The following is a 23104-nucleotide window of genomic DNA, read 5'->3' on the forward strand; positions in this document are numbered from 1 at the left end:
CTCACCCCTTCGGATTTAAGCGGTTCGCCCAGGCATTCATCAGGCCAACGACCACAAATGTAATGACAATCATGATGACGGCAATGACGGAAGCCGCCTGCCAGTCGTTAAGGGTCATCGCGTTCTGGTACAGAAAGGTCGAAATGACACGTTCTTTTCCTCCGAGCAGTGCCGGTGTTGTATACGCCGTCAGGCTGCCGACGAAGACCAGAATACCGCCAATGATCAGCCCCGGCACGGTTAGCGGGAAGGTGATTTTGCGGAAGGCCGTAAAAGAGGAGGCCCCCAGGCTACGTGCCGCCCTGACCAGTTCATAGTCGAGGTTCTCCATCACGCCGAGCAGCGTAATAATGATCAGCGGCAGGAACAGATGCACGAGACCAATCATCATTGCTGCCGGGGTATATAAAATATCAAGCGGCTTGTCAATCAGGCCTGTATTCACCAGGAAGGTGTTGACCAGCCCTTTTTTGCCGAGAATAATCATCCAGCTAAACGAGCGCACGACCGGGCTTGTCAGCAGCGGAAAGATCGACAGCGCCAGCAGAAAACTCTTCTTGCGTACGCCGGTACGCGAAATATAGTAGGCTGCCGGATAACCGAGCAGCACACACAGCACAGTAGTTACTACACTGACCCGCAAAGTGGTGAGCAGAATCCGGTTAAAGTAGCCGTCGCGGAAAAAATGCAGGTATCCCTCCAAGGTAAGCTTGCCGTCCTGCACAAATGTCGAGGCAATCGTAAGCATGATCGGGATCAGCATGAATACGGTCAGGAACAGCAGTCCCGGCAGCAGCAGCAGATACAAAAATCTTTTGTTCATCTCGAATGACTCCCGTCCTTCTTGGGCTCTTGGTTTAAACTATGGATAAAGCAGTCCAGAAAAGCGGGCGCGTCCACCTCCAGGCAGACACTGACGTTCTGCGGGCGGTTCAGCCGGTTCTGGAAATCGCATACGGTCTGCCCGTCGCACAATTCGCTGCGTGTCTCCACATCTACATAGAAATCCTGTACAGTCACAAAGTCACGATTCAGAGCCACGCCCACCGCCAGCGGATCATGCAGTGCACAGGCCTGTACCCCATTGCGTTCAAAGTAACGCTGACGGTAATCGGCTGTGCTTGTCTCCACATACTCCGCAATGACCGGGTGATTCAACCGGGCGATATCCTGCTCGCTGAGCAGCGCCTGGCGCGTCACATCCAGCCCGACCAGCGTCAACCGCTTAAAGCCTGCGGCCAGCACCTGCTTCGCAGCTTCGGGGTCGACATACATGTTGTACTCTGCCGTCGGCGTAATATTGCCGAAGCCTTTGACCACCCCGCCCATCACAATCACTTCGGCGGTGTGGTCAATCAGCTCCGGACATTTGGCCAGCGCTTCGGCCAGGTTAGTCAGCGGCGCGGTCATAATCAGCGTGACTTCGCCTGAATGCTCCATCACCTGACGGATCATGAAATCGGCAGCCGCTTCGGCTTCAGCCTGTTTGGACACCGTCATGTCTGCGAGCGCACCGCCAAGCCCGTCCTTGCCATGTACCCGGTGTTCAAAATGCTCTTCCCGCCGGAGCGGTTTCGAAGCTCCACGGTAGACCGGTATCCCGGCGGATACACCAAGCAGCTGCAGAATTTTGCATGTATTTTCGGTCGCCTGATCCAGAGACACATTGCCGCTGACTGTGGTGATACCGAGAATATCGAGTTGACCGCTGGTTACAGCCAGCATGATCGCCAGCGCATCATCCACACCGGTATCCACATCGAGAATGACTTTTTTGCGTGCACTCATGGATTAGCCGCCAATCTCACGGTTCCAGCGGTCCGTCCATTCGGAAATATGCTGGTTCACGAAAGACATATCCAGCTTGCGCAGCTTCCCGATAACATCGGCACCATAGGTCACGCCTTTCGCTTCATCTTCCGTCAATACGACTTCCGTGTTTACTGGGGAATCCACTTTCGCTTTGGCGGACTTCTCCTGTACTTCCTTGCTAAGCTGCCAGTTGATGAATTCCTCGGCTAGCTTCTTGTTGTTGCTGCCCTTCACCACGTTAATTGTGTTCATTACCGCATAAGCTCCTTCGGTAGGGGCCACGAATTTGGCATCCGGCACAGCAGCTTGCAGGTCCTTGAAGTACATTTCCATGATCGGACCACCGGCAATTTCCTCCTGGCCGAACATGTTCACATATTCGGAGGTCTGGCTGTAATATTTCACGACGCTGGCGTCCAGTTCTTTCTGCTTCGCAAAAGATTGGTCCTCATTAAACTCCGTGCTGCCCGCAACCACCGAAGCGGCATCCACGATCATTGGACCTGCGGTGGCCGTAATAGCCGGCAGCGTCAGGTTATTGTCGAAGGCGGTCCACATATCCGCCCAGGAATTCACTTCACCTTTAACCAGAGCGGGGTTATACGCGATACCGAGACGGCCTACGGTGTAGGCTGGGCCATATTCTTCGCCAAGCGGAGCTTTGGCAATGTCATACAGCTTGCCGATGTTTGGAATGTTGGCACGGTCTACCGTATCAAAGAGCTTTTCGTCAATCCCCTGCTGTGCATAGTAATCCGACAAGTAGATAACATCCACATCGGAGCTGCCTTGACGGATTTTGTTCAGACGTTCGGCGTTGTAGCCGATTTCGACCACGATTTTGACGTTATGTTCTTTTTCAAACGGGGCATAGACGGCTTCCTTGAAAAAGTCCTCCGAGAATCCCCACGTCGAGATCACAAGCTCTGCAGGTGCCGAAGTCTCTGCCCCTTCAGAAGCTGCACCGTTATTCGTTGCTCCGTTGTTATTCCCGGCAGTGCCGCAGGCTGCAAGCAGCGAAGTAAGTGTAACGGCCAGACCCATTTTCATCCATTTTCTCATCATAATAACCTCCCTAAGTTTGGATCATTCGGTCATACAGTGATTGCGGTTTTCGCCTCAGCACCCCCTACAGCTAATCAAATCTTACTATCCCCAATTTTTCACATAAAAAAAAGAAAAGTATTCTTGTGTGAACAAGAACACTTCTCTTCGTAAAAACAAAGGAAAAGAGCTACCCGTTATGAAAGGACGGTCTTCGCTTAAGATAGATCAAAAACGAAAATCCGTGAGTATCCATTTATCAACTGCCGTTTGTGCATAAACCGTTTCTAACCTACAACTATGTTCGTAAAAGCCCATTGGGTCGGTGCATCGTAATCCCTAAGCAGAACCTCGATGTTAAGTCCCATCTCTTCTTCGAGTCTTTCCTTGAATTTCTTCTTAAAGAGAAGCGACATTCGGAAGTCGACTTCCTGCTTAAGCTCCGGCGCCTCCCCTTCCAGTGCGGAAGAACGGGGGGATCTGCGGTGTTTGGCGTGAAAGGTAATCACCCGCTGATCGACAGTTACACGGAGCAGGGTGGTTCCGAACCCAAACAATTCTTTGGAAAGCTCGTTGTAGATCTGGCACATCTTCTTCTTGTCTTCATTATTGTCCAGTTCTGCCATGAAACCACCTTCAAAAACAGAATATCGTACAATCCGTTCATCAACAATTGCTATTATACATAATTATTGCATTTCGGGCAAGAAAAAAGCCAAACATAACATTAAAGTAACGCCAAACACGAACAATGTACGACAAACCGGGTACTCCCGACTTCAAATTTCTGTATAACGGTTAGTTGAAGCGCGGAGTTAATGAATATAAGTGTAGTGCGCCGAATCAAACTGCGGGCCCGACTTCTCATAGGTGAACCAGTACTCGACACTGCTGCCGCCACCTAAGCCGCTGACCGTGTGCCGCCAGGTACCGGAGGCAAGGGACATGCGGTGGTTCAGCTGCGGACCGCCATTGATCTTATAATGTACATCCACATAAAGCGCGGGTATGACCGGTGTGATATAAAGGCTAACTTCTGTCGAAGACAGTTTAGTTCCTCCTGCCGTGAAGTCCGGGGTGACATGTTCACCGCCACCGTTGTCAGCCGGATCGGTCGTAACCGTCACTGCATTGCTGGCGGCCGAGAGGTTGCCTGCGGCATCCATAGCTTTTACCGTAAAAGTATACGCGGTGGCGGCCGTCAGTCCGCTGATGGTAGCTGACGTTCCTGTCACCGCAGCCACCTCTGCTCCTCCCCGGTACACACGGTACCCGGTAACTCCGGTATTGTCGGTCGACGCAGACCAGCTTAAGCTTGCGGTGGTACCGGTCTTGCCTGTTGCCGCGAGGTTAGCCGGTGCTGTCGGTGGGGTGGTATCCCCCGGGTTGCTGCCCCCGGTGAGATATTGACTGGTGAACGGATTGAACCGGTGCAGGGACAGAATCAGCCAGCCGGTGCTGGAGACGCAGTTTTGCTGGGCCATCACCCAATAGCTGTTGCTGGTGCCTTTCAGTGAATAGGGGATGCCGCCGAGGGAAGCGCCGCTTGTGCCTTGTTTTTTGATAATCTCCATGTTGATAGTGTCCGCTTTGGCGGTATTTCCCTGCAAGTAATAAGCCAGCGACATAAAGGCGCTCCCTTCAAACCAAACATCCGCGCCCGTATGCCCGATCTGGTTGCCGTTGTCATCGTAAGCCGGCAGCACCTCATCGGTCCAGTCAAAATCATAACCTGTCAGTGTCTGCCCGGCGTCATTGTAGGTCAACGTTTGCTTGTAGCGCGGATTGGCCAGCGTGCCCGGTGTGCCGGAGGCATTCTCGACATAGGCGAGACTTGCGCCATAATTACGGGTTCCCGTAGACCCTAAAGCCAGCACGGCCCAAGGATTGACATCGAGCGGAATTTTGGGGTCGATCAGGTTGGTATCGTTTTTCCAGCCCCCCTTGAATCGTTTGGCGCTTTCGTCCCACACGTAGGTATCGAGGAAGCTTTTAACACCATTTGCTGCACTGGTATACACCGCCGTCTTCGAAGATTCTACCGAAGCAAAATATTGCAGTACCCGGTAAATATCAATATTGTGTTCGGTAGAGCTCCAGGGCTCATCCGAGTTGGCCCAGGCACTCCAGCCCCCGGCGATCCCGCCGTTTGCTTGTTGATACTGCAGGCTCCAGTCCAGCGCTTTAAGCGCCATCGGACGGTACCGGGTATCATTATATTGCTTCTCATAAGCCATCGCCGCCATCGCCATCCACACTACAGGCCCTACATGCTTGCGGATTTCTTCCCCATAGCCGTTGTTGTACCAATACGAATTCAGCCAGTATCCGGATGGGTCCTGAATATCCCGCATTTTATTCAATACCTTTTCGGCCCGGGCACGTTCGCCTTTGACGATGAAAGCTATCGACGCCACTGCCTGGTCATACGTGTATACAATCTGTTTCGGGTTATTCGGGCCCCAGAAATCTTCAAAGCTGTCCACCAATCCGTCAAAAGCATACCCCGACGTCGCATCCTGCTGATAAGACAGCCAGGTTAAGGCCCCATTTGATGCCTCACTCGCCGCATCCGCCCGGACCACACCCTGAACGGGCAGCATCAATCCCACTCCCAGCACAATCGCCATTCCCATCCGAACCCATTTGTTCTTCATACTTTGCCTCCTCAAATCATAATGGATGAAGCAGCATTCCATGGCTGACCGACAGCAATCCGTCTTCTAAAGCGCTTTCACAAATCATAATCATGCTTTATTACTGCTGTTGCCGGGGATTCACTCTCATTTTCTGTGCTCAGGGGCTTGGAGTCAAACCATTTTTTATAAAATAATCCGAAACAAGGCGAAACACCCAAATTATACATTTTAAAAATCAGGCGAAAGCCCTCAACATCAGGCTGCACATTCGTTATCACGCAAATAGGCTGCTGCCAAAAAAAGCCCGCACGGGAAACCCGCGCAGGCTTGGAAGATGTCTTTTACCGAAATATATTTAATAAGTGCATAACGCTGGAGTTACGACTGCAAAACCCCCTGGGCCCGTGCAGCCCGCAGCCATCCCGGATACTCGTTGAACAGACGGTCATAGAGTTCCTCATCACTGACCTTGTCCATATCATCAAGCGCAAAGAAGTCGGCATTGTCCACAACCCGTCCTTGCAGATCATCCAGCTGGCGCAGCACACCATAATCAGCGTTGCCGATTCCGACAAACTGCCAGAAGATATTGTGTCTCGAGCTATCGACCAGAAGCTTGGAAATTTTCTTGGTCTCATAAATACCCCCGTCACTGAAAAAAACCACATAGGTGGGCACAGGGCTTGGACTTTCTTTTGTGTATTTCTTGATGACATCCTCCATCACCACGGGTTCATTGTTACCGGCCCCGAGACCTCCAAATACACGCGGTGCGGGATACGTCCGTTTTACGTAATCCTCATAATCGTTTTCGCCCACACTGGGCATCCGTTTGCTTTTGGAGCCGAAGAACCAGACATCCAGAATTCCGTCATCGTCCATACTGGCAGCCACCGCAAGCACACGTTCAAACGCCCGCTGGACAACCCCCTTTTGGTACAAGGCTGACATGGAGCCGGAAGCGTCGATGACCACGGCGACCCGCGCTTTTTCCTGTTCAATGTTCTTTTTGCGCAGGGAGAGCGTCACTTTCTGCTTGAGAAGATCAATCTTTGTCAGGTTGAGCTTGGATGGTGCAGCTGGCGGTGCCGGTGTCCCGGAAGGAGACCCGGTGCTGGAAGCGGCTGCAGCTTCGGAACGGGAAGCCGCTGCACCTGGGGCAAAGGCTTGCGGGCTGATCCGGGTTGACGAAGCCGCTGGCGGAGTGGCTGGCTGCTGTGCCGGGGCCTCGTCCTCCACCTCAACGCCATGTGCTTCAGCCAGCGGCTTCAGGCCGCCGTGAAACCCCCGGCCTACCGCCCGCAGCTTAAAGCCGGCAGCATGCCTGTACAACTCGGCCAACACTAGCGAGGTCTCCTCATTCCCTTCTGTAATGTCATACACCAGTTCGGTTTGATCTGTAGCCGCCGTGATCCGGCACCCGCGCACCTCCGCAAATGTGCCGGGGCCATCCAGAGTCACGGCAAATACACATTTGTCCACAGCAGAAGACTGCAGCGCCTGCAGATTAATCACAAACTCCCCGCTGTGCTTATCCATGGGATGGAATTGGACGATCCTTGCCGGGTCCGCCGGCTGGTTATAGAACACAAAAAAATCATCGGATGGCACCTTGCCATCTGCACCCACCATAAAGCAGCTGAGATCCAGCTCAGCCGGGGAAGCGCTGCAGGAGATCCGGATCTTGGCCTGGGCCGCGGAATCCTCCAGTTTGGCATTTGACCCGGTAATCAGATGGGTAGGGGACACACTCATATTATCGCTCTCCTTGCTGTCTGCTGAGGTATTATTGCAAAAAGAGCAGACAGCCCCTGGAAAGGTTCTGTCTGCTCCTGGTTCCAAAACGTTGATACTCAAGTCGCCGATTGTAGACCCGTATCCTTTATTCTGCTGGCTTGTCCTCTTCAGTTGCTCCCACAACTTCCGGCTCTGCGGCTGCAGTATCCTCATCGGCAGGATCTGCCACGGTTACCGGTGGTGAGATACGGACAATCAATGTATCCTCAGGGGTCAGGATTTCCCAGCCTTCATGCTTTGGAAGATCGGAGACCAGCAATTGATCGCCGATATCCAGCCCGCTGATGTCTACCTCGAACGTGGCTTCCAAGTTATCCGGCAAGGTACGAATGTCCAGCTCGTACAATTCCACTTGCTGTACACCGCCGCTCTTCACGCCCACCGGATCGCCGGTGAAGTGGAAGGCTACCTTCGTATCCAGTTCAGCTTTCATATCAATTTGTTGGAAATCAATGTGCAGCAGCTGCCTGGAGAGCGGCTGGCGCTGGACTTCCTGTATCACAACATTTTTGGAGCCTGCGCCGGGCAGTTCCACCTTGAGAATAGCCCGCGGGTTCTTGTTCAGAATTTCGTTCACTGTCTTCGCTTCCGCTGTAAAGGATTGAGTATCTGAACCTGCACCGTAGACGACTACCGGTACAAAGCCTTTGCTTCTCTGCGCATTTGCTGATCCGGATCTTTCTGTCAAACGTACTGTCGTATTCATATTCAATTCCTCCTAAGTAGGGATTAAAAAACACAAGACCGATTAGATATGTATGTCTAATCAGTCTCTTATTAACCATATTTGTCTGCATTGGAAACAGTATAGCATTTGAGAACGGAACAAGTCAAAAACTCCATTTAAGCAATATTCATCCATATGTTTGCAATTAGTCCTGTTAATCCTTACGCTCAATCTCCTTGTTTTCTCGCTTTTTGCGACTTACAGTAGTAAAATAAAGGCAATCAAAATAGTCGGGAGTGAAGATACATGGTACAGATTGTAGCAGGTGACCGGCGTTTTTATGTCGCCGGAGACAATAAGGACCTTGCCGAGATTACATACAGACAGGATGGAGACAAGGGGGATTTGGTCATTGACCATACCCGGGTCTCGGAAGAACTGCGCGGGCAAGGGGCCGGGGAAGAATTGGTGCGGGCTGTCGTAGACAAAGCCCGTGAAGAAGGCTTGAAGATTGTACCGCTGTGTTCATACGCGGCTCATCAATTCAACAAGCATGCAGAGTACCATGATGTACTAAGCGGAAACGCCAACCTGTCTTCTTGAAGAGGGCAGGAGCTCGTTTCCGCTAAACAACTTAACCTGTCAGGGCTTTGCAAGCCCTATTACATTTTAGGAGGAAACGGGTTTGACTTCAGCTGACACATTGAGAAATATTGAGGAATTGCAGCAACGCTGCGAACAATACGACGGAATTTCATTGAAATTGAATTGGGATATGCTGCGTCAGCCTTCCGCTGCCGGAAATACGGAATGGCTGGTAACCTATGAAGATGAGCTGCTGGTCGGCTTTCTTGGACTGTACGGCTTCGGGAGTGAAATGGAGATCTGCGGCATGGTCCGCCCGGGCTACCGCCGCCGGGGAATATTCACCTCCCTCTGGAACCGGGCACAGTCCATCATCAAAAGGGGCCAGGTTACCACTTTACTGCTGAATACCCCTGCGGCTTCCGCTTCCGGCACCGCCTTTCTGGCCAAGCTGCCACTCACCTTCAATCATGCCGAATATCAGATGAAATGGAATGGGAACTCGTCCCCTTCCTTATCAGCCGATGCCAGTTCCGCAGGTGGTGAGGTCGTGTTGCGCCCGGCAATTCAGGAAGATACTCCTACGCTGATCCAATTGGACAGCCAAGGATTTGATATGACGGAAGAAGCGGCTGCAGAGGTCTACAAGCTGCATAAAGACGAAGGCATGCAGGAGCATATTATTATTGAGCTGAGCGGTCAGACTGCCGGAAAAATGCGGCTATACACGGAAGATAATGAGACCTGGATCTACGGGCTCACGGTCTTTCCGAAACTGCGTGGCCTGGGCATTGGCCGCAGTGCCCTCCTGCAGACCATTGAACGGGAACAGCAGAACTATAATGGCGTCAATCTGGAGGTTTCTCTGGACAACCCCAATGCGCTGAAGCTGTATGAAAGCTGCGGCTTTGTCATCGTCAACAAACAGGATTATTACCGATACACCGGTTGATCCTGGGTAGGCTAAGGTAAGCGTGCCGCTAAGAGGGCTGTCCCCATAAGCAGGATCTGAAACTGTCTAAACACAGCAGAGCAGCGATTCTCCGGTTATTGGAGAATTGCTGCTCTGTTTTTTGATTATTCGCGGCTTGGTTTTATGAGCAAGCTGCCGCGCCAGGCGCTCCACGAGAGGCATTTTTGCCTCTCCTTTCGCCCATTCCCGCGCCAGGCGCTCCAGGAGAGGCATTTTTGCCTCTCTTTTCGCCCATTCCCGCGCCAGGCGCTCCAGGAGAGGCATTTTTGCCTCTCTTTTCGCCCATTCCCGCGCCAGGCGCTCCAGGAGAGGCATTTTCTGCCTCTCCTTTGGCCCATTCCCGCGCCAGGCGCCCCAGGAGAGGCATTTTTGCCTCTCTTTTCGCCCATTGCCGCGCCGGGTGCTCCACGAGAGGCATTTTTGCCTCTCTTTTCGCCCATTGCCGCGCCGGGCGCTCCACGAGAGGCATTTTTGCCTCTCTTTTCGCCCATTCCCGCGCCAGGCGCTCCACGAGACCATTGCCGCGCCAGGCGCCCCAGGAGAGGCATTTTTGCCTCTCTTTTCGCCCATTGCCACGCAAACGGGTGCCCTAAACAGCCATTTTTCATGGCTTTTGGGACACCCGTTCTTAATTGCAGCCTCGTGCCGCCAGTCTTCGTACCACTCACCATTACATCAGCCCATAGCCACGATAGGCGTCTTCGCCTATATCGCTTCTGCGGTTACTGCATCTTGGGGAACGGCTTGCCTCTTCTTCCTCCTCCACAAATACCGACAGCAGCTGCACATAATCCAATGATTCCTTCAGAGTGAAGGCAGCACCGTCGAAGCAGTGCTTGCGCCCGTCCAGCAATGAGTAGATCTCCACAGTCTCAGGCGGCTCACCATAAGCCTGCTGGCAAAAGACATTCGCCATATGCAAGTATCCCGTGATCACTTCTTCATTCCCGCTGACCATAAACTTCTGCATCTTCAGACTGCGGCCGCTGACGCCCGATCTCCAGGCCAGCTGAAAGATAATCGACAGTTCAAGCTTAAGCTGAGGTACAGGCACAAACCACTGTTCATACAGCATAACAGGGATATCCTGCAAATGATTGACCGAAGCAATACGCATCAATTCATCGGAGACCGCTGTCTTCACATCCCAATAATGCAGGAGTGAGGGAAAAGCATCGCCCTGCGGGGGCCATCGCCGCTCCAGAAGAAACTGGATTGGTGTCTCCCTGCGCACCTCCGGCAGCAGACTGTAGAAATCGTTTAGTGTATGTCCTATGGCATATTGTGTCTGCTGTCTCCAGCGGGGGAGACCCGGCGCGGCTTGGCCGGAGTCTGAATACCCTGCTCCGCTGAGCATGAGATGCTCCATGCGATAATCCAAAAGACGGCTGGACTGCGCCCCTGACGTCCTTTCTGAACCAGCGGTCCGGTTGCCTGCTGACCTATCCATACCTAGGACACCGCCGCACAGGATTCGATGAATTGACGTCCGAACTGACGGCAAGCGTCCTTCTCGGAAGCACTGGGGCCGTATTCGATCTTCAAGCTCTCTTGCAGGATCTCCGCACCGCATTCCTTCAGCTTCTTTTCGATCAGATCCACAGCACCGCAATAAATATCATAACCCGTATCACCGCTCCCGAATGCTGCAGATTTATAACCGCTCAGATCCAGCTCCTCCATCTCTTCATAGAAATCGAGGAACTCATCCGGCAGTTCTCCGTCTCCCCAAGTGTAGGCCCCCAGAAGAACGGCTTCATACTGCTTTATCTCAACCGCATTGCAGTCGGTGACTGATTTCAAAACAGCCTCCCCGCCCGCCTGGCGTATCCCTTCAACAATCAGCTCAGCAATCTCTTCCGTATTTCCAGTCAAGCTGGCGTACGCTACCAATACTTTTGCCATGCCTTTTGTGCCTCCCAACAAAACGTAATTTAACTCCATAGTATTTCTGCTTTCATTCTATTTGATAATGATTATCAATGTCAATAAAAAGTGTTTTTCAATCCCATTAAACGCACAAAAAACAGCCGTTCGAAAGCATTTTCATGCCCCGAACTGACTGCTTTCTTATAACTCGCCCTTGTTTCGTGCCGATGTCAGCTTGTGGCTAAATTAACATACGTCCGGCTGAAATCAAGCTGCTCCAAATCTGCTTTGTCGATAAAAAATTCCAAGTATCCTGCATCCCACCAGCACATACCTACCTCATCCAGGGAAGAAACCGAGAACAGGAGGTGCCAATTGGCGGCAGCGGCCTTATGCTTGTCTTGATTCTGCTTATACTCCGTAAGTTGGGGAAGAGCCTTGGTTAGGAGCCGCTGCGCATAATCGGCACTTCCTCTTTCCTCCGCTGCACGGGCCTCTTCGCGGATCTTCTCAGGAGTTTTGTAATGTCCAAACAGAATATCCTGCAGTCCGTTCCGGCACAAATAAGCATCCAGCGGAGTATTGCCTGCCCAGCTTTGATACTGGCCCCATAAGGTATCTGAGGCCGGCTCCAGAGCTTCATAGGCCTCCGGGTAATCATTCAGCAGCAGGTCCGCAGCCTGCTCAGGCAAAGTCCATACTGGCTTAAAGGTAATTTTATAGCTTTTGAAGTCCCTGTCCTCAGCGCCAATCTCCTCCCGCCCTTCCGGTGGAGAGGTTCGTATCAGTTCATTCATATTCCCGTTGTAATAATAAATGCGGTGGTCAATATCATAAGCAGGCTCATCCAGGCCGAGAAAAAAATACAACATCCCTTCACGCGGCAAAAGCTCAACCGGCGATAGCGGAAGCTCACCCAGATTAATCTGGGCGAGAAAAGTCCAATATTCCCCGTCCGGGTCCAGCGGCCATGAAAAGGAAGGCGGCAGGTCCGGGCATCCGGCAATCCGGCTGTTTCCGGTCCGTACGTAATCTTCTTCACCGGCCAGTTCATAGACGAGCGACGTTTCAGCCAGTGCCTTCAGCAGATCCCCCGCTTGTCCTTCAAGCCCTTGTTTCCGAATAAATTCGCTCAAACTATCCTGTAATGATAACGGCAGCATTCAAGTTGTTCCTCCCCGGTGATTTTGGCAATATAGAATAATATACCAAATCCCGGCAGGTCAAGCCAGAAACCACACAATTATACCGCTGTTACACAAACCACCGTACGTTAATTATACATATCCGCCTTCAAGCAGCGTGATACTATGGCCTTCCGGATCACGGAAATTCATTTCTTTGCCGCCGTATTCCATCGTCACCGGGGGCTGGCAGTCCAGTCCCCTTGCTTGTAATTCCAAGTAAGTTTCATCAAGATTATTACAGGAGAACACAAGATTGACGGCTCCCGTAGTGAGCTTATCCCATTTGTTCTCGTTCCAGATGATGATGCCGGTCTGATCGCGGCCAAAGCCGATTTTGGCCCCATCGTAATCTCCATAACCCTCAAAAGCTAAAGGAATCCCCAGCACCTCTGTGTAAAATTTCGCAAGTGCCGTCGTATCTTTAGTGTACAGGTTAATGCCTTCAAAGGATGTAATCATCGTCAAACCCCTTTCATTTACCATTCATCATTAGTGGCGGACGGTGCCGCTCTATACTATTCTACAGAGTCCAAACGCCAACGTATTGTAAAAAAACGACATCCTAACGTCCAGCGGCGGCCAAAGCTGCCAAGGGGGATCGCCCGGCATATTTTTTGAACGTATTGTTAAAATGGGCCTGATCGCTGAAACCGTAAGCATGCACAAGCTCCTGCAGCTTCAGCTCCTGCCGGGGCATTTGGTAGAGCGACTGCCAGACATGCTGGAAACGGACCAGATCTGCAGCTTTCTTGGGACTCAGACCGACAGTTTCGCGGAACAGCCGTTCCAGCTGGCGCTGGCTGAGGCTAGTGCCGACCCCCAATTCCCGGGCCGTCACCACTCCTTTGGCTTGTATTATGGCATACACCGCATTCATTACGTTATCATTTGTCCTGACACTTGACGTTATTCTGCGCAGCAGATAAGCTTCGGCGGCAGCAACCCGCTCCCTGAAGGAACCGTGCCGGATCAGCAGACCGCCCAGTTCTCTTGTGAAGTTATTGAAATATTGGTCCACTTCCACCCGCATGTTAAGGCTCTCCCTCATATGCTCATCGGCAAAATAAAAGACCGCCCAAAAATGAAACCGGATCGCAAACCTTGTTATCCCCGCTTTTTCCTGATTCATGGGCACTTCAAAAGGGGCATCATTGATCCCATGAAAAAATGTGCTTGCCCGGCCTTCTTCATCGATATCCATGATAATATCCATGCATGTATCGGGAATAATAACTTCTGCCGGCGGAGGCCAAGGGGCCGAATGAGGCAAGCCCGCTGAAACACTTCTCGGCGCTCCTCTGTTCTGCGCTACATCTTCCGGCGCCACCGTCCCCCAGAAGCAGCGAATATATGGCCGTAACGCCTTGCAGGGCTGGAATTCCTGGGCATGGGCGGGATTGGCGGTGATAGGGTGGTACAAATCTGTAAGATTAATCATAAGCTTCCTTTCCGAACCCCGGTACCTCGGGAGAATGCCTGTTCGCAGTGATTCCTAATCCGATCATAATACAAATGGAACGGCCAGCGCCACAAAAACTCACCGTTTTGCAGGCATTTTGTTTGTTCCTAGGAGTTGATTGTTGTACAATAAAAGCTAAATGAATTTTTGAAGGATGGATCACACATGTATATCGCAAGTGAATGGAAGGACTATGAAGTTATCGACACCGGCGGCGGTGAGAAGCTGGAGCGTTGGGGCGACATTCTCCTGCGCCGCCCGGACCCGCAGATCATTTGGCCGCTCGCCAAAGAGACCCCGCAGTGGCGTGAAGTGCACGGACATTATCACCGTAGTTCAGCTGGCGGCGGTCAATGGGAAATGAAGAAAAGCATTCCGGACAACTGGAGCATCAGCTACGGCAAGCTGAAGTTCCATCTTCGTCCAACGAATTTCAAACATACGGGTTTGTTTCCGGAGCAAGCGGCTAACTGGAGCTGGATGATGGACAAGATTGCTTCCGCCGGACGGCCCATTCAAGTTCTGAATCTGTTCGCTTACACAGGTGGCGCCACCGTCGCCGCCGCCAGTGCCGGAGCCTCGGTCGTCCATGTGGATGCGGCCAAAGGTATGGTCCAATGGGCCAAGGAAAATGTGCAGCTCTCGGGTCTTACCGAGCGTCCTGTACGTTTCATCACCGATGATGTCTTCAAATTTGTGCAGCGCGAACAACGCCGCGGCAGCAAATATGATGCCATCATCATGGACCCCCCATCTTATGGCAGAGGTCCTGGCGGCGAAATGTGGAAGCTCGAATCAAGCCTTTATCCTTTCCTGGAGAGCTGTATGCAGATTATGAGCGACAGTCCGCTGTTCATGCTCATTAATTCCTACACCACAGGCATCTCGCCTACCGTGCTGCGCAATATGCTGTCCATGACGATGGGCAAACGTTATGGCGGCAAGCTGACCTCCGGTGAAATCGGCCTGCCGATTACCGCTTCCGGGATGAATCTGCCATGCGGCATTCTGGGACGCTGGGAGGCGTAAGCTTTTGACACATCATTTACCGGGGAAGTCCGAAAGAACGGGCAGCGCTTCTTCCATTGAAATTCTTTACGAGGACAACCATCTGCTGGGGGTCGTCAAGCCGGTTAATATCCCCGTGCAGGAGGATGCCACCGGCGATCTCGACCTGCTGAGTCTGCTAAAAGAAGATGTGAAGGTACGCTTCAACAAGCCCGGCAATGTATATATGGGTCTGGTCCACCGGCTGGACCGCCCTGTCGGGGGGGCCATGGTTTTTGCCAAAACCTCCAAAGCCGCTTCACGGCTCTCGGAGAGCGTTCGCAGTCACAGCTTTAACAAGGTCTATCTGACGGTGGTCCACGGGAAGCCGCCGGCCTCACATGGCCGTCTTGTGGATACGCTGCTCAAGGATGCCAAGAGCAATACCGTGACCGTAGTCCGTAAAGGTACCCCCGGCGGCAAGGAAGCCATTCTGGACTACAGCGTGCTCGGTACGGCAGAGGGCTTCAGCCTGCTGAAGATCGATCTGCTCACCGGCCGCTCGCATCAGATCCGGGTGCAGCTCAGCTCCATCGGCTGTCCCTTGTACGGCGATCAGAAATATGGTGCTGCGGTGAACAGACCGGGTCAACAGATTGCGCTCTGGTCCGCCGTGGTTGGTTTTCCCCACCCTGTTACCAAGAACGCTGTAGAACTTCTCTCGCTGCCGCCGCAGACCCATCCATGGAGCTTGTGGCCGCAGCCATTGCAAAAGCAGGCCGTCCTTTAAGGACGGCCTGCTTTTTGGAGTAAGTACGGCTATGTGATTCCCGAACGGGTGTGGCTGCCGGGTTGATTCAAACTAAGGTGTCGAGCCTTCGGGGGCCCTTGTTGAAGTTGGCGTAACGGCCATCTTCCCCATTAAATACAGAAGCAGCTGCTGGTTATGGGAAGAGATGGGGTCCAGGGCTTCGGCAAAAAAATCACTGCGGATCTGAAGTCCGCGGGCTGTCTCCTGTTTGCCTACTTCGGTGATGCTCACCCAGACAATTCTGCGGTCCGAAGCATCTCTTTCCCGGCAGATCAATCCGTGTTTCTCCATCCGGTCAAGCAGCATTGTAACGGCTGCCGGACTGGTTGCCAGATGCGGGGCCAGATCGGAAGGCTTCATGGCATCACGTTCCTGCAGCAGTTCCAAGACGGTCAGTTGGGCATCCGTTAATGTTGGAGCAAGCTTGCTGTCCATATGCAGCTTATAGTCCTTCAATATTTTATGCCAGATCTTACTGAATTCAGAAGAGTGCACACGTATTCCTTCCTTCCCTAAGCTTCTTTCCGCTATACCTAACTTGTTCGCGAAAGAAATTCCATTTCCTGCAAAAGGAAAAAATAAAATCATTTCAAGCACGCTTTATATCGGTTGTATATCGTTTCTGAAGGCCTCACTTAAAAGAAGGCGCCTTTGGTCTGCTCTTATTATGAGACAGGCCTCAGCGCCTTTTAGTTGCCTGTACTTATAGAATGCCTGGTAAAAGGCTGTTAATCTCGTCTTTCTTCTCTACAGGTACAATCTGCTTGCCTGTGGATCGGCGTTCGCCGATCGGCGCCGACTCCGTAGAGAAGGTGTGTATCATACCTTCGCGGGTAATGGCGGTGAGCTGCAGCGGTTCTCTGCAATAGAAGGCGCCAGCAAGTCTGTTGCCGTTGGAGCGAACCCGCTTGCCTTCCTTGAATTCAAAGGTCGGCATCCCTTTGCCGCCGCGGCTCTGGGACGGATAATCCACCAGCAGTGAACGTTTGGCATAACCAAGCTCCGAGATCGACAGGATCTCCCCTTCATCTTCGCTGACCCAGAAGCAGGATACGACTTCATCCCCTTCGCGCAGCTGGATGCCCCGGACACCGCTGGCCACCCGGCCCATCGGGTTCACTTCCGTCTCACGGAAGCGGATGCTCATTCCCTCACGCGTGACAAGCACGATATCCTTGTCACTGTGGCTAAGCGCCACCGTTATGATTTCATCCCCTTCCGCTACCTTGCAGGCAGCAACCGCCCCGGAACGGCTGGTAGAGTACTCCTTAAGCTCTGTACGCTTCACCTGTCCCTTACGGGTGACAAATACCAGACTCGCCTGCGGATCATCCAGATTATTGACAGGCAAGACACTGATTATGCTGTCGCCTTTGGCCAGACCAATAACATTGACAATCGCTGTACCGGGCTCCTTCCATTTAAACTCCGGTATCTGATGCACCGGCAGCAGGAAGTATTGCCCCTTGCGCGTAAAGACGAGCAGACTGTCCCGCGTATTCAGATCAAGCAGCCTTACAATATGGTCGCCGTCTTTGACTCCGGAGGTCTGACGCTCCCCGCCGGAACGGGTAAAGGAGAGCATGCCGGTCCGCTTGATGTAGCCGTCCGCCGACAGGGCTACCAGCACATCTTCCGCATTGACCAGTACCTCCATGTTGACCTTAAGCTCTTCCACTTCTTCTTGAATCAGGGAACGGCGTTCAATGCCGTATTTATCACGGATCTCCAGCAGTTCCTTGCGGATCACGGAGATCAGTTTCTTGTCGCTGTCCAGAATGCCGCGCAGTGCAGCAATCCGCGCCATCATCTCGTCAAGCTCCTTCTGGAGCGAGTTGATCTCCAGATTGGTCAGCCGGTAGAGCTGCAAGGTCAGGATCGAATCGGCCTGACGTTCGCTGAAACCGAACATCCAGACCAGATTGTTCTGGGCATCCTGCCGGTTCTTGGAGGCTTTGATCGCAGCAATAACTTCATCCAGTATGTTCAGGGCTTTAACCAGGCCTTCGAGAACGTGGGCGCGGTCTTCCGCACGTTCCAGATCAAACTTGGTGCGGTTGGTGACCACTTCACGCTGATGGGCGATGTAAGCCTCCAGAATGGATTTCAGTCCAAGCTGCTGTGGCGCTTTGTTAACAATGGCCACCATGTTGAAGTTGTAGGTAACCTGAAGATCGGTTTTTTTAAGCAGATAAGCCAGGATTCCCTGTGCTTCAGCTTCCTTCTTCAGTTCCACTACAATACGCAAGCCTTCGCGGCCGCTTTCATCCCGCACTTCGGCGATGCCTTCAATTTTTTTCTCCAGACGGATATTCTCCATGGCGGTAACCAGTCGTGACTTGACGACCTGGAACGGAACTTCGGTAATGACGATCTGCTGCTTGCCGCCGCGCAGGTTCTCGATCTCCGTCTTCGAGCGCAAGTAGATGCGCCCTTTGCCGGTGCGGTAGGCATCAGTAATACCCTCGCCGCCCATAATCGTACCGCCCGTAGGGAAGTCGGGACCTTTGATAAAGGTCATGATATCCTCCAGGGCAATATCCGGTTTCTGCATGACGGCAATACAGGCGTCAATGACTTCTCGAAGGTTATGCGGCGGAATTTCCGTAGCAAACCCTGCCGAAATACCGCTTGTGCCATTAACAAGCAGGTTCGGGTATCGTGAAGGAACTACTACCGGCTCTTTGGCCGTATTATCAAAATTGTCCTTGAACAATACGGTGCGCTTCTCGATGTCACGCAACATCTCCATCGCAATCGGAGATAAACGGGCTTCCGTGTAACGCATCGCTGCAGCCGGGTCATCGTCCATCGAACCCCAGTTGCCATGGCCGTCTACCAGCACATGGCCCATTTTCCAAGGCTGCGCCATCCGCACCATTCCCTCGTAAATGGAGGAGTCCCCGTGCGGATGATAGTTACCCATTACATCTCCGACGGTTTTGGCCGATTTGCGGTAGGGCTTATCCGGCGTATTGCCTGAATCGTACATGGCATACAAAATCCGGCGCTGCACGGGCTTCAGTCCGTCACGGACGTCAGGAATCGCCCGGTCCTGAATGATATATTTGGAATACCGGCCAAAGCGGTCACCGACGACCTCTTCCAGAAAAGCCGGCAAAAACTGTTCTGATAAACTGCTCATTGTCACTCACCTTCTGTTCCTCAATCTGTGGCTGCTGCCTGATATAACTTGATTCTGGCGACTGGGACACGCGCGCTGCTTGTAGGGATTATCGGGACGCCCCGCTATTCCACAATCTCCGTGAAATCAACATTCTCCACAATCCAGCGCTTGCGCGGATCAACTTTGTCGCCCATCAGCGTGGACACCCGCCGCTCCGCTTTGGCGGCATCTTCAATCTGCACCTGCAGAAGTGTCCGGGTCTCGGAATTCATTGTAGTCTCCCACAGCTGATCAGGATTCATCTCGCCAAGTCCTTTGTAACGCTGGAGCTCAAAATTCTTGCCGAATTCCTTCAGGTAATTCGCCAGCTCTTCATCGCTCCATGCGTACCGTACCGTCTCAAGCTTACCCGACTTGCGTGTAAGCTTGTAAAGCGGCGGTTGTGCGATATAGACCTTCCCGGCATCGATCAGCGGCTTCATATACCGATAGAAAAAGGTCAGCAGCAGCACCTGGATATGCGCTCCGTCCGTATCCGCATCGGTCATAATGATAATTTTGGAATAATTGCTGTCTTCCACGGCAAAATCAGGGCCGATCCCTGCTCCAATCGCCGAGATGATGGCCTTGTATTCATCGTTTTTCAGAATATCCAGCAGCTTGGCCTTCTCCGGGTTCATCGGTTTGCCCTTCAGCGGCAATATGGCCTGCAGCTTGGAATCCCGTCCCTGCTTCGCGGAACCTCCGGCGGAGTCCCCTTCCACGATGAACAGTTCCGTACGCGTAACATCTTTGGACTGTGCCGGTGTCAGCTTGCCGCCGAGATTGGAGCTTTCGCTGCGTTTCTTGCCGGTGCGAATCTCATCGCGGGCTTTGCGGGCCGCTTCCCGGGCCTTGGACGCCTGAATCGATTTCTTCAGCAGACTCTGGGCTACGGATGGATTCTCCTCCAGGAAACGGGCCATATTCTCAGAGACAATATAGTCTACAGCACTGCGCGCGGAAGCGCTGCCGAGCTGATCTTTGGTCTGTCCGACAAATTCAACATCCGACATTTTGATACTGATTACAGCCATCATGCCTTCGCGCAGATCGTTCCCTTCCAGATTCTTGTCCTTTTCCTTAAGCAGCTGCGTACGCCGTGCGTATTCATTCAGCACCCGGGTATAAGCGGTCTTGAACCCGGTCTCATGCGTACCGCCGCTGCGGGTTGGTATCGAGTTGACGAAAGAAGCGATCGTTTCCGTGTAGCCCGCATTGTACTGAAGCGCTACCTCGACCTCTATCTCATCTTTCTCTGAGCTGAAATGTATGACATCATGCAGCACATCCTTGCCTTCATTCAGGAACTGAACAAATTGGCTGGCGCCGCCTTCATAGAAAAATTCATCCTGACGGCCGTTGCGCTCATCGTTCAATGTAATGCGCAGCCCCGAGTTCAGGAAAGCAATTTCCTGGACACGTTCGGCCAAAGTATCGTAATTCAGCGAGATGCCGTTTGCAAAGACGCGAATATCCGGCTTGAAGGTAATCTTCGAACCGGTTTTATTCGTGTTCCCCAGAACTTCCAGCCCGGTGACAGGTTCGCCGACATGCTCTTTCCCCTTCTTGTCCACCCAATATTCGAAGCGCTGGCGGTGAACCTTGCCTTCGCGGTAAATTTCCACTTCCAGCCACTCGGACAAAGCATTGGTGACGGACGCGCCGACCCCGTGCAGACCGCCTGATTTTTTATAGCCGGAACCGCCGAATTTACCACCCGCATGCAGAATCGTAAAAACTACCTGAGGTGTAGGCACTCCCGTCTTGTGCATCCCTGTCGGAATGCCTCGTCCGTTATCCGTAACGGTTACAGAACCGTCCTTGCGAAGCAGTATATCAATCTTTGAGCAAAACTTTGCCAAATGCTCATCTACGGCGTTATCTACGATTTCCCATACCAAATGGTGCAGTCCTGATGAACTCGTACTGCCGATGTACATGCCGGGCCGTTTGCGGACTGCAACCAGACCTTCGAGCACTTGAATGTCGTCAGCATCGTATCCAGTCCCGGCCGCTTCGCCGTTTTTGGAAACTTCAGCAAACATATCGATCTGTTCGAGCATTCATGCTCCCCCTTCTTTTCTTCGTTGCCTGTAAAATGCAAACAAATGTTTTGGTTCACTTTGTACATTCTAATTCAAAATATCCCTTTTCGTAAAGACGGCGAATGAAATGATCACCGCTACAGCTCCCCATACCGCCAGAACGGCCAGCGAGAAAGACAAGGTCATCCCCTCAATGGGGGCAGGCGTTCCGGCCAGATAACCGGTCAAACCCAGGTTGACCATAAATAAATATTTGGCGGTTGTCCAGGCCGAAGCCATATTAGTCAGAATGGTGCCGGCGATCAGCGCTGCCATCATCACAACAATGCTTGCCGCGGTGCTGCGCACCAGAACGGATACCATAAAGGCCAGCAAGGCCACCACAACGCTCACGAACCAGATCAGCCCGCCTTGCATCAGCATATATTTCCACTGCGGCACCGCATGGACGGCGGTCATATCCACGGAATCGCCATTAATCTGGAAGCCTGTAAAGATGGGCACATTAAATCCCTTATACCCAAAGAACAGGCCCGAGACCAGGTAACTGACCAAAAAAGTGGAGAGCACAATCAGCGAGACAAACATCAGCAGAGCCGTCATTTTGCTGAAAAGCACCTTCCAGCGTTTAACCGGCCGGGTCAGCAGCATCTTGATCGTTCCCGTCGTCCTCTCCCCGGACACCAGATCCGAAGCAACGGCCATAATCAGCAGCGGAATAAACAGCGACACCGAGTTATCCAGAAATTCACGGGTAAACGTAACGCCGCTTGGCTCATTCGGATTCACATCGTGGTCGAGATAATATTGCAGCTGCTGCACAAATATGCGGCGGTAAGCCTTCCATTCCTCCGGGATCCGGTCGCTGCCCAGCGAATTCTGGTTGTCCGTGATTTGCTGCTGCACCTCAAGGCGCCAGTCCGAATTGAATTTGTTCTGGCTGCGTTCAGCAACTTTCATCTGGGCATAGGTAAACATAGGCACCAGTATAAGCAGGATCAGAAGTATAACATAAAAACGTTTCTTTTTGATAATCTTCAGACATTCATTGCGGATGAGCGGCAGCAGGTTAATCAATAGTCTCACCCTCCGTTAGTTTCAAGAATAGCTGTTCCAGTGTCGGGTTTATTTTATGCACAGCCCTTACTTCAATTTCCGCTGCCACCAGTATCGCTACAATCTCCGGGATCAGTTCCTCATCCATAACGGTAATCAAAGAGCGTTCTCCCATACCTGCAATTACGGAATCATCCAGCGTAACTTCCTCCAGCTGCAGAATCGTTATGTCGGGACGTTTGGACAAAATCTGCACGGATTGTGCAAAAGGTTCCAGCTCCCACAGCACATATGGCGAGTTACGTGCCACCAGCTCAGTCACACCGCCTACGGCCAGCACGCGCCCTTTGCTGATAATGGCCACCCGGTCGCACAATAGCTGGATTTCGCTGAGCAGATGGCTCGAGACGAATACCGCCAGGCCTTCATCCGCAAGCTTGCGGATAAATTCCCGCAATTCCTTGATTCCTTTGGGATCAAGGCCATTGGTAGGCTCATCCAGAATCAGCAGACGGGGACGGCCGAGTAAAGCCTGGGCGATTCCCAGGCGCTGCCGCATGCCCAGGGAATATGTACTAACCTTATCATGAATCCGTTGATCCAGCCGAACAATATCCACAACCTCGGCGATTCGGGCCTCATCCACTCCAGGCTGCATGCGGGCAAAATGCTGCAGATTCTCCCAGCCGGTCAAATAGGTATATACCTCCGGGTTCTCGACAATAGAGCCTACATATTGCAGCGCCTGTTCCGGATTACGGTTGACATTATAGCCGCAGACCGTGATTTGGCCCTTACTTGGCCGGATCAAATCTACCAGCATGCGGATCGTCGTAGTTTTGCCCGCTCCGTTCGGACCCAGAAATCCAAAGATTTCTCCTTCTCTTACGTCAAAGGTCACATCATCAATAATCCATTTGCGGCCTATTTTTTTGCGGACGCCTTCGACAGACAGAACAACTGCTCCGGCACCAACATTCTTCACATCGCTCATGTTCTCACAC

At 52.3% G+C, this 23104-nt stretch carries 22 protein-coding genes; 4 read left to right on the top strand and 18 right to left on the bottom strand.

The genetic code is table 11. From position 1 onward, the window contains the following. Position 1 precedes the first annotated feature (1 nt). The 7 genes from IEY53_RS18475 to IEY53_RS18505 all read right to left on the bottom strand — a co-directional run bounded on the left by IEY53_RS18475 (position 2) and on the right by IEY53_RS18505 (position 7998). Positions 2–823, bottom strand: a complete 822-nt coding sequence (locus IEY53_RS18475) for an ABC transporter permease (RefSeq protein ID WP_189027555.1) — start codon at positions 821–823, stop codon at positions 2–4. Next, positions 820–1788: a nucleoside hydrolase gene (locus IEY53_RS18480; RefSeq protein WP_189027557.1), complete on the bottom strand. Its 969-nt coding sequence runs from the start codon at positions 1786–1788 to the stop codon at positions 820–822. The genes IEY53_RS18475 and IEY53_RS18480 overlap by 4 nt, the downstream gene beginning before the upstream one ends. A gap of 3 nt (positions 1789–1791) precedes the next feature. Beyond that, positions 1792–2874: an ABC transporter substrate-binding protein gene (locus IEY53_RS18485; RefSeq protein ID WP_189027559.1), complete on the bottom strand. Its 1083-nt coding sequence runs from the start codon at positions 2872–2874 to the stop codon at positions 1792–1794. Between the two features lie 269 nt (positions 2875–3143). Next, on the bottom strand, positions 3144–3482 hold the full coding sequence (locus tag IEY53_RS18490) for a DUF2294 domain-containing protein (RefSeq protein WP_189027561.1): 339 nt from the start codon (positions 3480–3482) through the stop codon (positions 3144–3146). Positions 3483–3671: 189 nt separating this feature from the next. Further along, positions 3672–5513: a fibronectin type III domain-containing protein gene (locus tag IEY53_RS35910; RefSeq protein WP_308424232.1), complete on the bottom strand. Its 1842-nt coding sequence runs from the start codon at positions 5511–5513 to the stop codon at positions 3672–3674. Between the two features lie 360 nt (positions 5514–5873). Then, complete coding sequence (locus IEY53_RS18500; RefSeq protein ID WP_189027565.1) at positions 5874–7250, bottom strand: vWA domain-containing protein; 1377 nt, start codon at positions 7248–7250, stop codon at positions 5874–5876. Positions 7251–7377: 127 nt separating this feature from the next. Continuing rightward, complete coding sequence (locus tag IEY53_RS18505; protein WP_189027567.1) at positions 7378–7998, bottom strand: 50S ribosomal protein L25; 621 nt, start codon at positions 7996–7998, stop codon at positions 7378–7380. Positions 7999–8265: 267 nt separating this feature from the next. Here IEY53_RS18505 and IEY53_RS18510 point away from each other — a divergent pair, with 267 nt between their 5' ends. Both IEY53_RS18510 and IEY53_RS18515 read left to right on the top strand, forming a co-directional pair. Beyond that, a complete protein-coding gene (locus IEY53_RS18510) occupies positions 8266–8562 on the top strand; it encodes a GNAT family N-acetyltransferase (RefSeq protein WP_189027568.1) in 297 nt (98 codons plus the stop codon). Between the two features lie 100 nt (positions 8563–8662). Further along, a complete protein-coding gene (locus IEY53_RS18515; protein ID WP_189027570.1) occupies positions 8663–9496 on the top strand; it encodes a GNAT family N-acetyltransferase in 834 nt (277 codons plus the stop codon). Between the two features lie 142 nt (positions 9497–9638). Here IEY53_RS18515 and IEY53_RS18520 read toward each other — a convergent pair whose 3' ends face one another. The 6 genes from IEY53_RS18520 to IEY53_RS18545 form a co-directional block, all read right to left on the bottom strand. Beyond that, on the bottom strand, positions 9639–10097 hold the full coding sequence (locus IEY53_RS18520) for a hypothetical protein (protein WP_189027572.1): 459 nt from the start codon (positions 10095–10097) through the stop codon (positions 9639–9641). Between the two features lie 90 nt (positions 10098–10187). Continuing rightward, positions 10188–10967, bottom strand: coding sequence for a hypothetical protein (locus tag IEY53_RS18525; RefSeq protein ID WP_189027573.1), 780 nt, complete (start codon positions 10965–10967; stop codon positions 10188–10190). A 2-nt stretch (positions 10968–10969) separates the two neighbouring features. Further along, the gene (locus IEY53_RS18530) at positions 10970–11422 is read right to left on the bottom strand and encodes a flavodoxin (protein WP_189027575.1); all 453 of its coding nucleotides are present in this window, start codon (positions 11420–11422) and stop codon (positions 10970–10972) included. A gap of 194 nt (positions 11423–11616) precedes the next feature. Beyond that, positions 11617–12549 (bottom strand): YwqG family protein, encoded by a 933-nt coding sequence (locus IEY53_RS18535; RefSeq protein ID WP_189027576.1) that lies wholly within the window; start codon positions 12547–12549, stop codon positions 11617–11619. 114 nt (positions 12550–12663) lie between these two features. Beyond that, positions 12664–13056 (bottom strand): VOC family protein, encoded by a 393-nt coding sequence (locus tag IEY53_RS18540; protein ID WP_229696225.1) that lies wholly within the window; start codon positions 13054–13056, stop codon positions 12664–12666. A 79-nt stretch (positions 13057–13135) separates the two neighbouring features. After that, complete coding sequence (locus IEY53_RS18545; RefSeq protein WP_308424233.1) at positions 13136–14011, bottom strand: helix-turn-helix domain-containing protein; 876 nt, start codon at positions 14009–14011, stop codon at positions 13136–13138. A 186-nt stretch (positions 14012–14197) separates the two neighbouring features. Here IEY53_RS18545 and IEY53_RS18550 point away from each other — a divergent pair, with 186 nt between their 5' ends. Both IEY53_RS18550 and IEY53_RS18555 read left to right on the top strand, forming a co-directional pair. Then, positions 14198–15061: a class I SAM-dependent methyltransferase gene (locus tag IEY53_RS18550; RefSeq protein WP_189027580.1), complete on the top strand. Its 864-nt coding sequence runs from the start codon at positions 14198–14200 to the stop codon at positions 15059–15061. Positions 15062–15065: 4 nt separating this feature from the next. Continuing rightward, positions 15066–15809 (top strand): RluA family pseudouridine synthase, encoded by a 744-nt coding sequence (locus tag IEY53_RS18555; RefSeq protein WP_189027582.1) that lies wholly within the window; start codon positions 15066–15068, stop codon positions 15807–15809. Positions 15810–15881: 72 nt separating this feature from the next. On the opposite strand, the gene IEY53_RS18560 is transcribed toward IEY53_RS18555, so the two are convergent. From IEY53_RS18560 to IEY53_RS18580, 5 genes are all read right to left on the bottom strand, one after another. Further along, the gene (locus IEY53_RS18560; RefSeq protein ID WP_189027584.1) at positions 15882–16325 is read right to left on the bottom strand and encodes a MarR family winged helix-turn-helix transcriptional regulator; all 444 of its coding nucleotides are present in this window, start codon (positions 16323–16325) and stop codon (positions 15882–15884) included. 208 nt (positions 16326–16533) lie between these two features. Then, positions 16534–18975 carry a DNA gyrase subunit A gene (gyrA, locus tag IEY53_RS18565; RefSeq protein WP_189027586.1) on the bottom strand — a complete coding sequence of 814 codons (2442 nt, stop codon included), beginning with the start codon at positions 18973–18975 and terminating at the stop codon, positions 16534–16536. A 104-nt stretch (positions 18976–19079) separates the two neighbouring features. Further along, positions 19080–21062, bottom strand: a complete 1983-nt coding sequence (parE, locus tag IEY53_RS18570; protein ID WP_189027588.1) for a DNA topoisomerase IV subunit B — start codon at positions 21060–21062, stop codon at positions 19080–19082. A 69-nt stretch (positions 21063–21131) separates the two neighbouring features. Beyond that, positions 21132–22121 (bottom strand): ABC transporter permease, encoded by a 990-nt coding sequence (locus IEY53_RS18575; RefSeq protein WP_189027589.1) that lies wholly within the window; start codon positions 22119–22121, stop codon positions 21132–21134. After that, positions 22114–23094, bottom strand: a complete 981-nt coding sequence (locus IEY53_RS18580; protein WP_189027591.1) for an ABC transporter ATP-binding protein — start codon at positions 23092–23094, stop codon at positions 22114–22116. The genes IEY53_RS18575 and IEY53_RS18580 overlap by 8 nt, the downstream gene beginning before the upstream one ends. Positions 23095–23104: the final 10 nt, after the last annotated feature.

Origin of the sequence: Paenibacillus albidus, assembly GCF_014644435.1 — a bacterium.
Classification (GTDB): domain Bacteria; phylum Bacillota; class Bacilli; order Paenibacillales; family Paenibacillaceae; genus Paenibacillus_AQ; species Paenibacillus_AQ albidus.

What these genes read in the sequence shown, in the direction of transcription:
- IEY53_RS18475 (WP_189027555.1), bottom strand. Translation starts at nt 823, where the DNA reads ATGAACAAAAGATTTTTGTATCTGCTGCTGCTGCCGGGACTGCTGTTC.
- IEY53_RS18480 (WP_189027557.1), bottom strand. Translation starts at nt 1,788, where the DNA reads ATGAGTGCACGCAAAAAAGTCATTCTCGATGTGGATACCGGTGTGGAT.
- IEY53_RS18485 (WP_189027559.1), bottom strand. Translation starts at nt 2,874, where the DNA reads ATGAGAAAATGGATGAAAATGGGTCTGGCCGTTACACTTACTTCGCTG.
- IEY53_RS18490 (WP_189027561.1), bottom strand. Translation starts at nt 3,482, where the DNA reads ATGGCAGAACTGGACAATAATGAAGACAAGAAGAAGATGTGCCAGATC.
- IEY53_RS35910 (WP_308424232.1), bottom strand. Translation starts at nt 5,513, where the DNA reads ATGAAGAACAAATGGGTTCGGATGGGAATGGCGATTGTGCTGGGAGTG.
- IEY53_RS18500 (WP_189027565.1), bottom strand. Translation starts at nt 7,250, where the DNA reads ATGAGTGTGTCCCCTACCCATCTGATTACCGGGTCAAATGCCAAACTG.
- IEY53_RS18505 (WP_189027567.1), bottom strand. Translation starts at nt 7,998, where the DNA reads ATGAATACGACAGTACGTTTGACAGAAAGATCCGGATCAGCAAATGCG.
- IEY53_RS18510 (WP_189027568.1), top strand. Translation starts at nt 8,266, where the DNA reads ATGGTACAGATTGTAGCAGGTGACCGGCGTTTTTATGTCGCCGGAGAC.
- IEY53_RS18525 (WP_189027573.1), bottom strand. Translation starts at nt 10,967, where the DNA reads ATGGATAGGTCAGCAGGCAACCGGACCGCTGGTTCAGAAAGGACGTCA.
- IEY53_RS18530 (WP_189027575.1), bottom strand. Translation starts at nt 11,422, where the DNA reads ATGGCAAAAGTATTGGTAGCGTACGCCAGCTTGACTGGAAATACGGAA.
- IEY53_RS18535 (WP_189027576.1), bottom strand. Translation starts at nt 12,549, where the DNA reads ATGCTGCCGTTATCATTACAGGATAGTTTGAGCGAATTTATTCGGAAA.
- IEY53_RS18540 (WP_229696225.1), bottom strand. Translation starts at nt 13,056, where the DNA reads ATGGTAAATGAAAGGGGTTTGACGATGATTACATCCTTTGAAGGCATT.
- IEY53_RS18545 (WP_308424233.1), bottom strand. Translation starts at nt 14,011, where the DNA reads ATGATTAATCTTACAGATTTGTACCACCCTATCACCGCCAATCCCGCC.
- IEY53_RS18550 (WP_189027580.1), top strand. Translation starts at nt 14,198, where the DNA reads ATGTATATCGCAAGTGAATGGAAGGACTATGAAGTTATCGACACCGGC.
- gyrA (WP_189027586.1), bottom strand. Translation starts at nt 18,975, where the DNA reads ATGAGCAGTTTATCAGAACAGTTTTTGCCGGCTTTTCTGGAAGAGGTC.
- parE (WP_189027588.1), bottom strand. Translation starts at nt 21,062, where the DNA reads ATGCTCGAACAGATCGATATGTTTGCTGAAGTTTCCAAAAACGGCGAA.
- IEY53_RS18580 (WP_189027591.1), bottom strand. Translation starts at nt 23,094, where the DNA reads ATGAGCGATGTGAAGAATGTTGGTGCCGGAGCAGTTGTTCTGTCTGTC.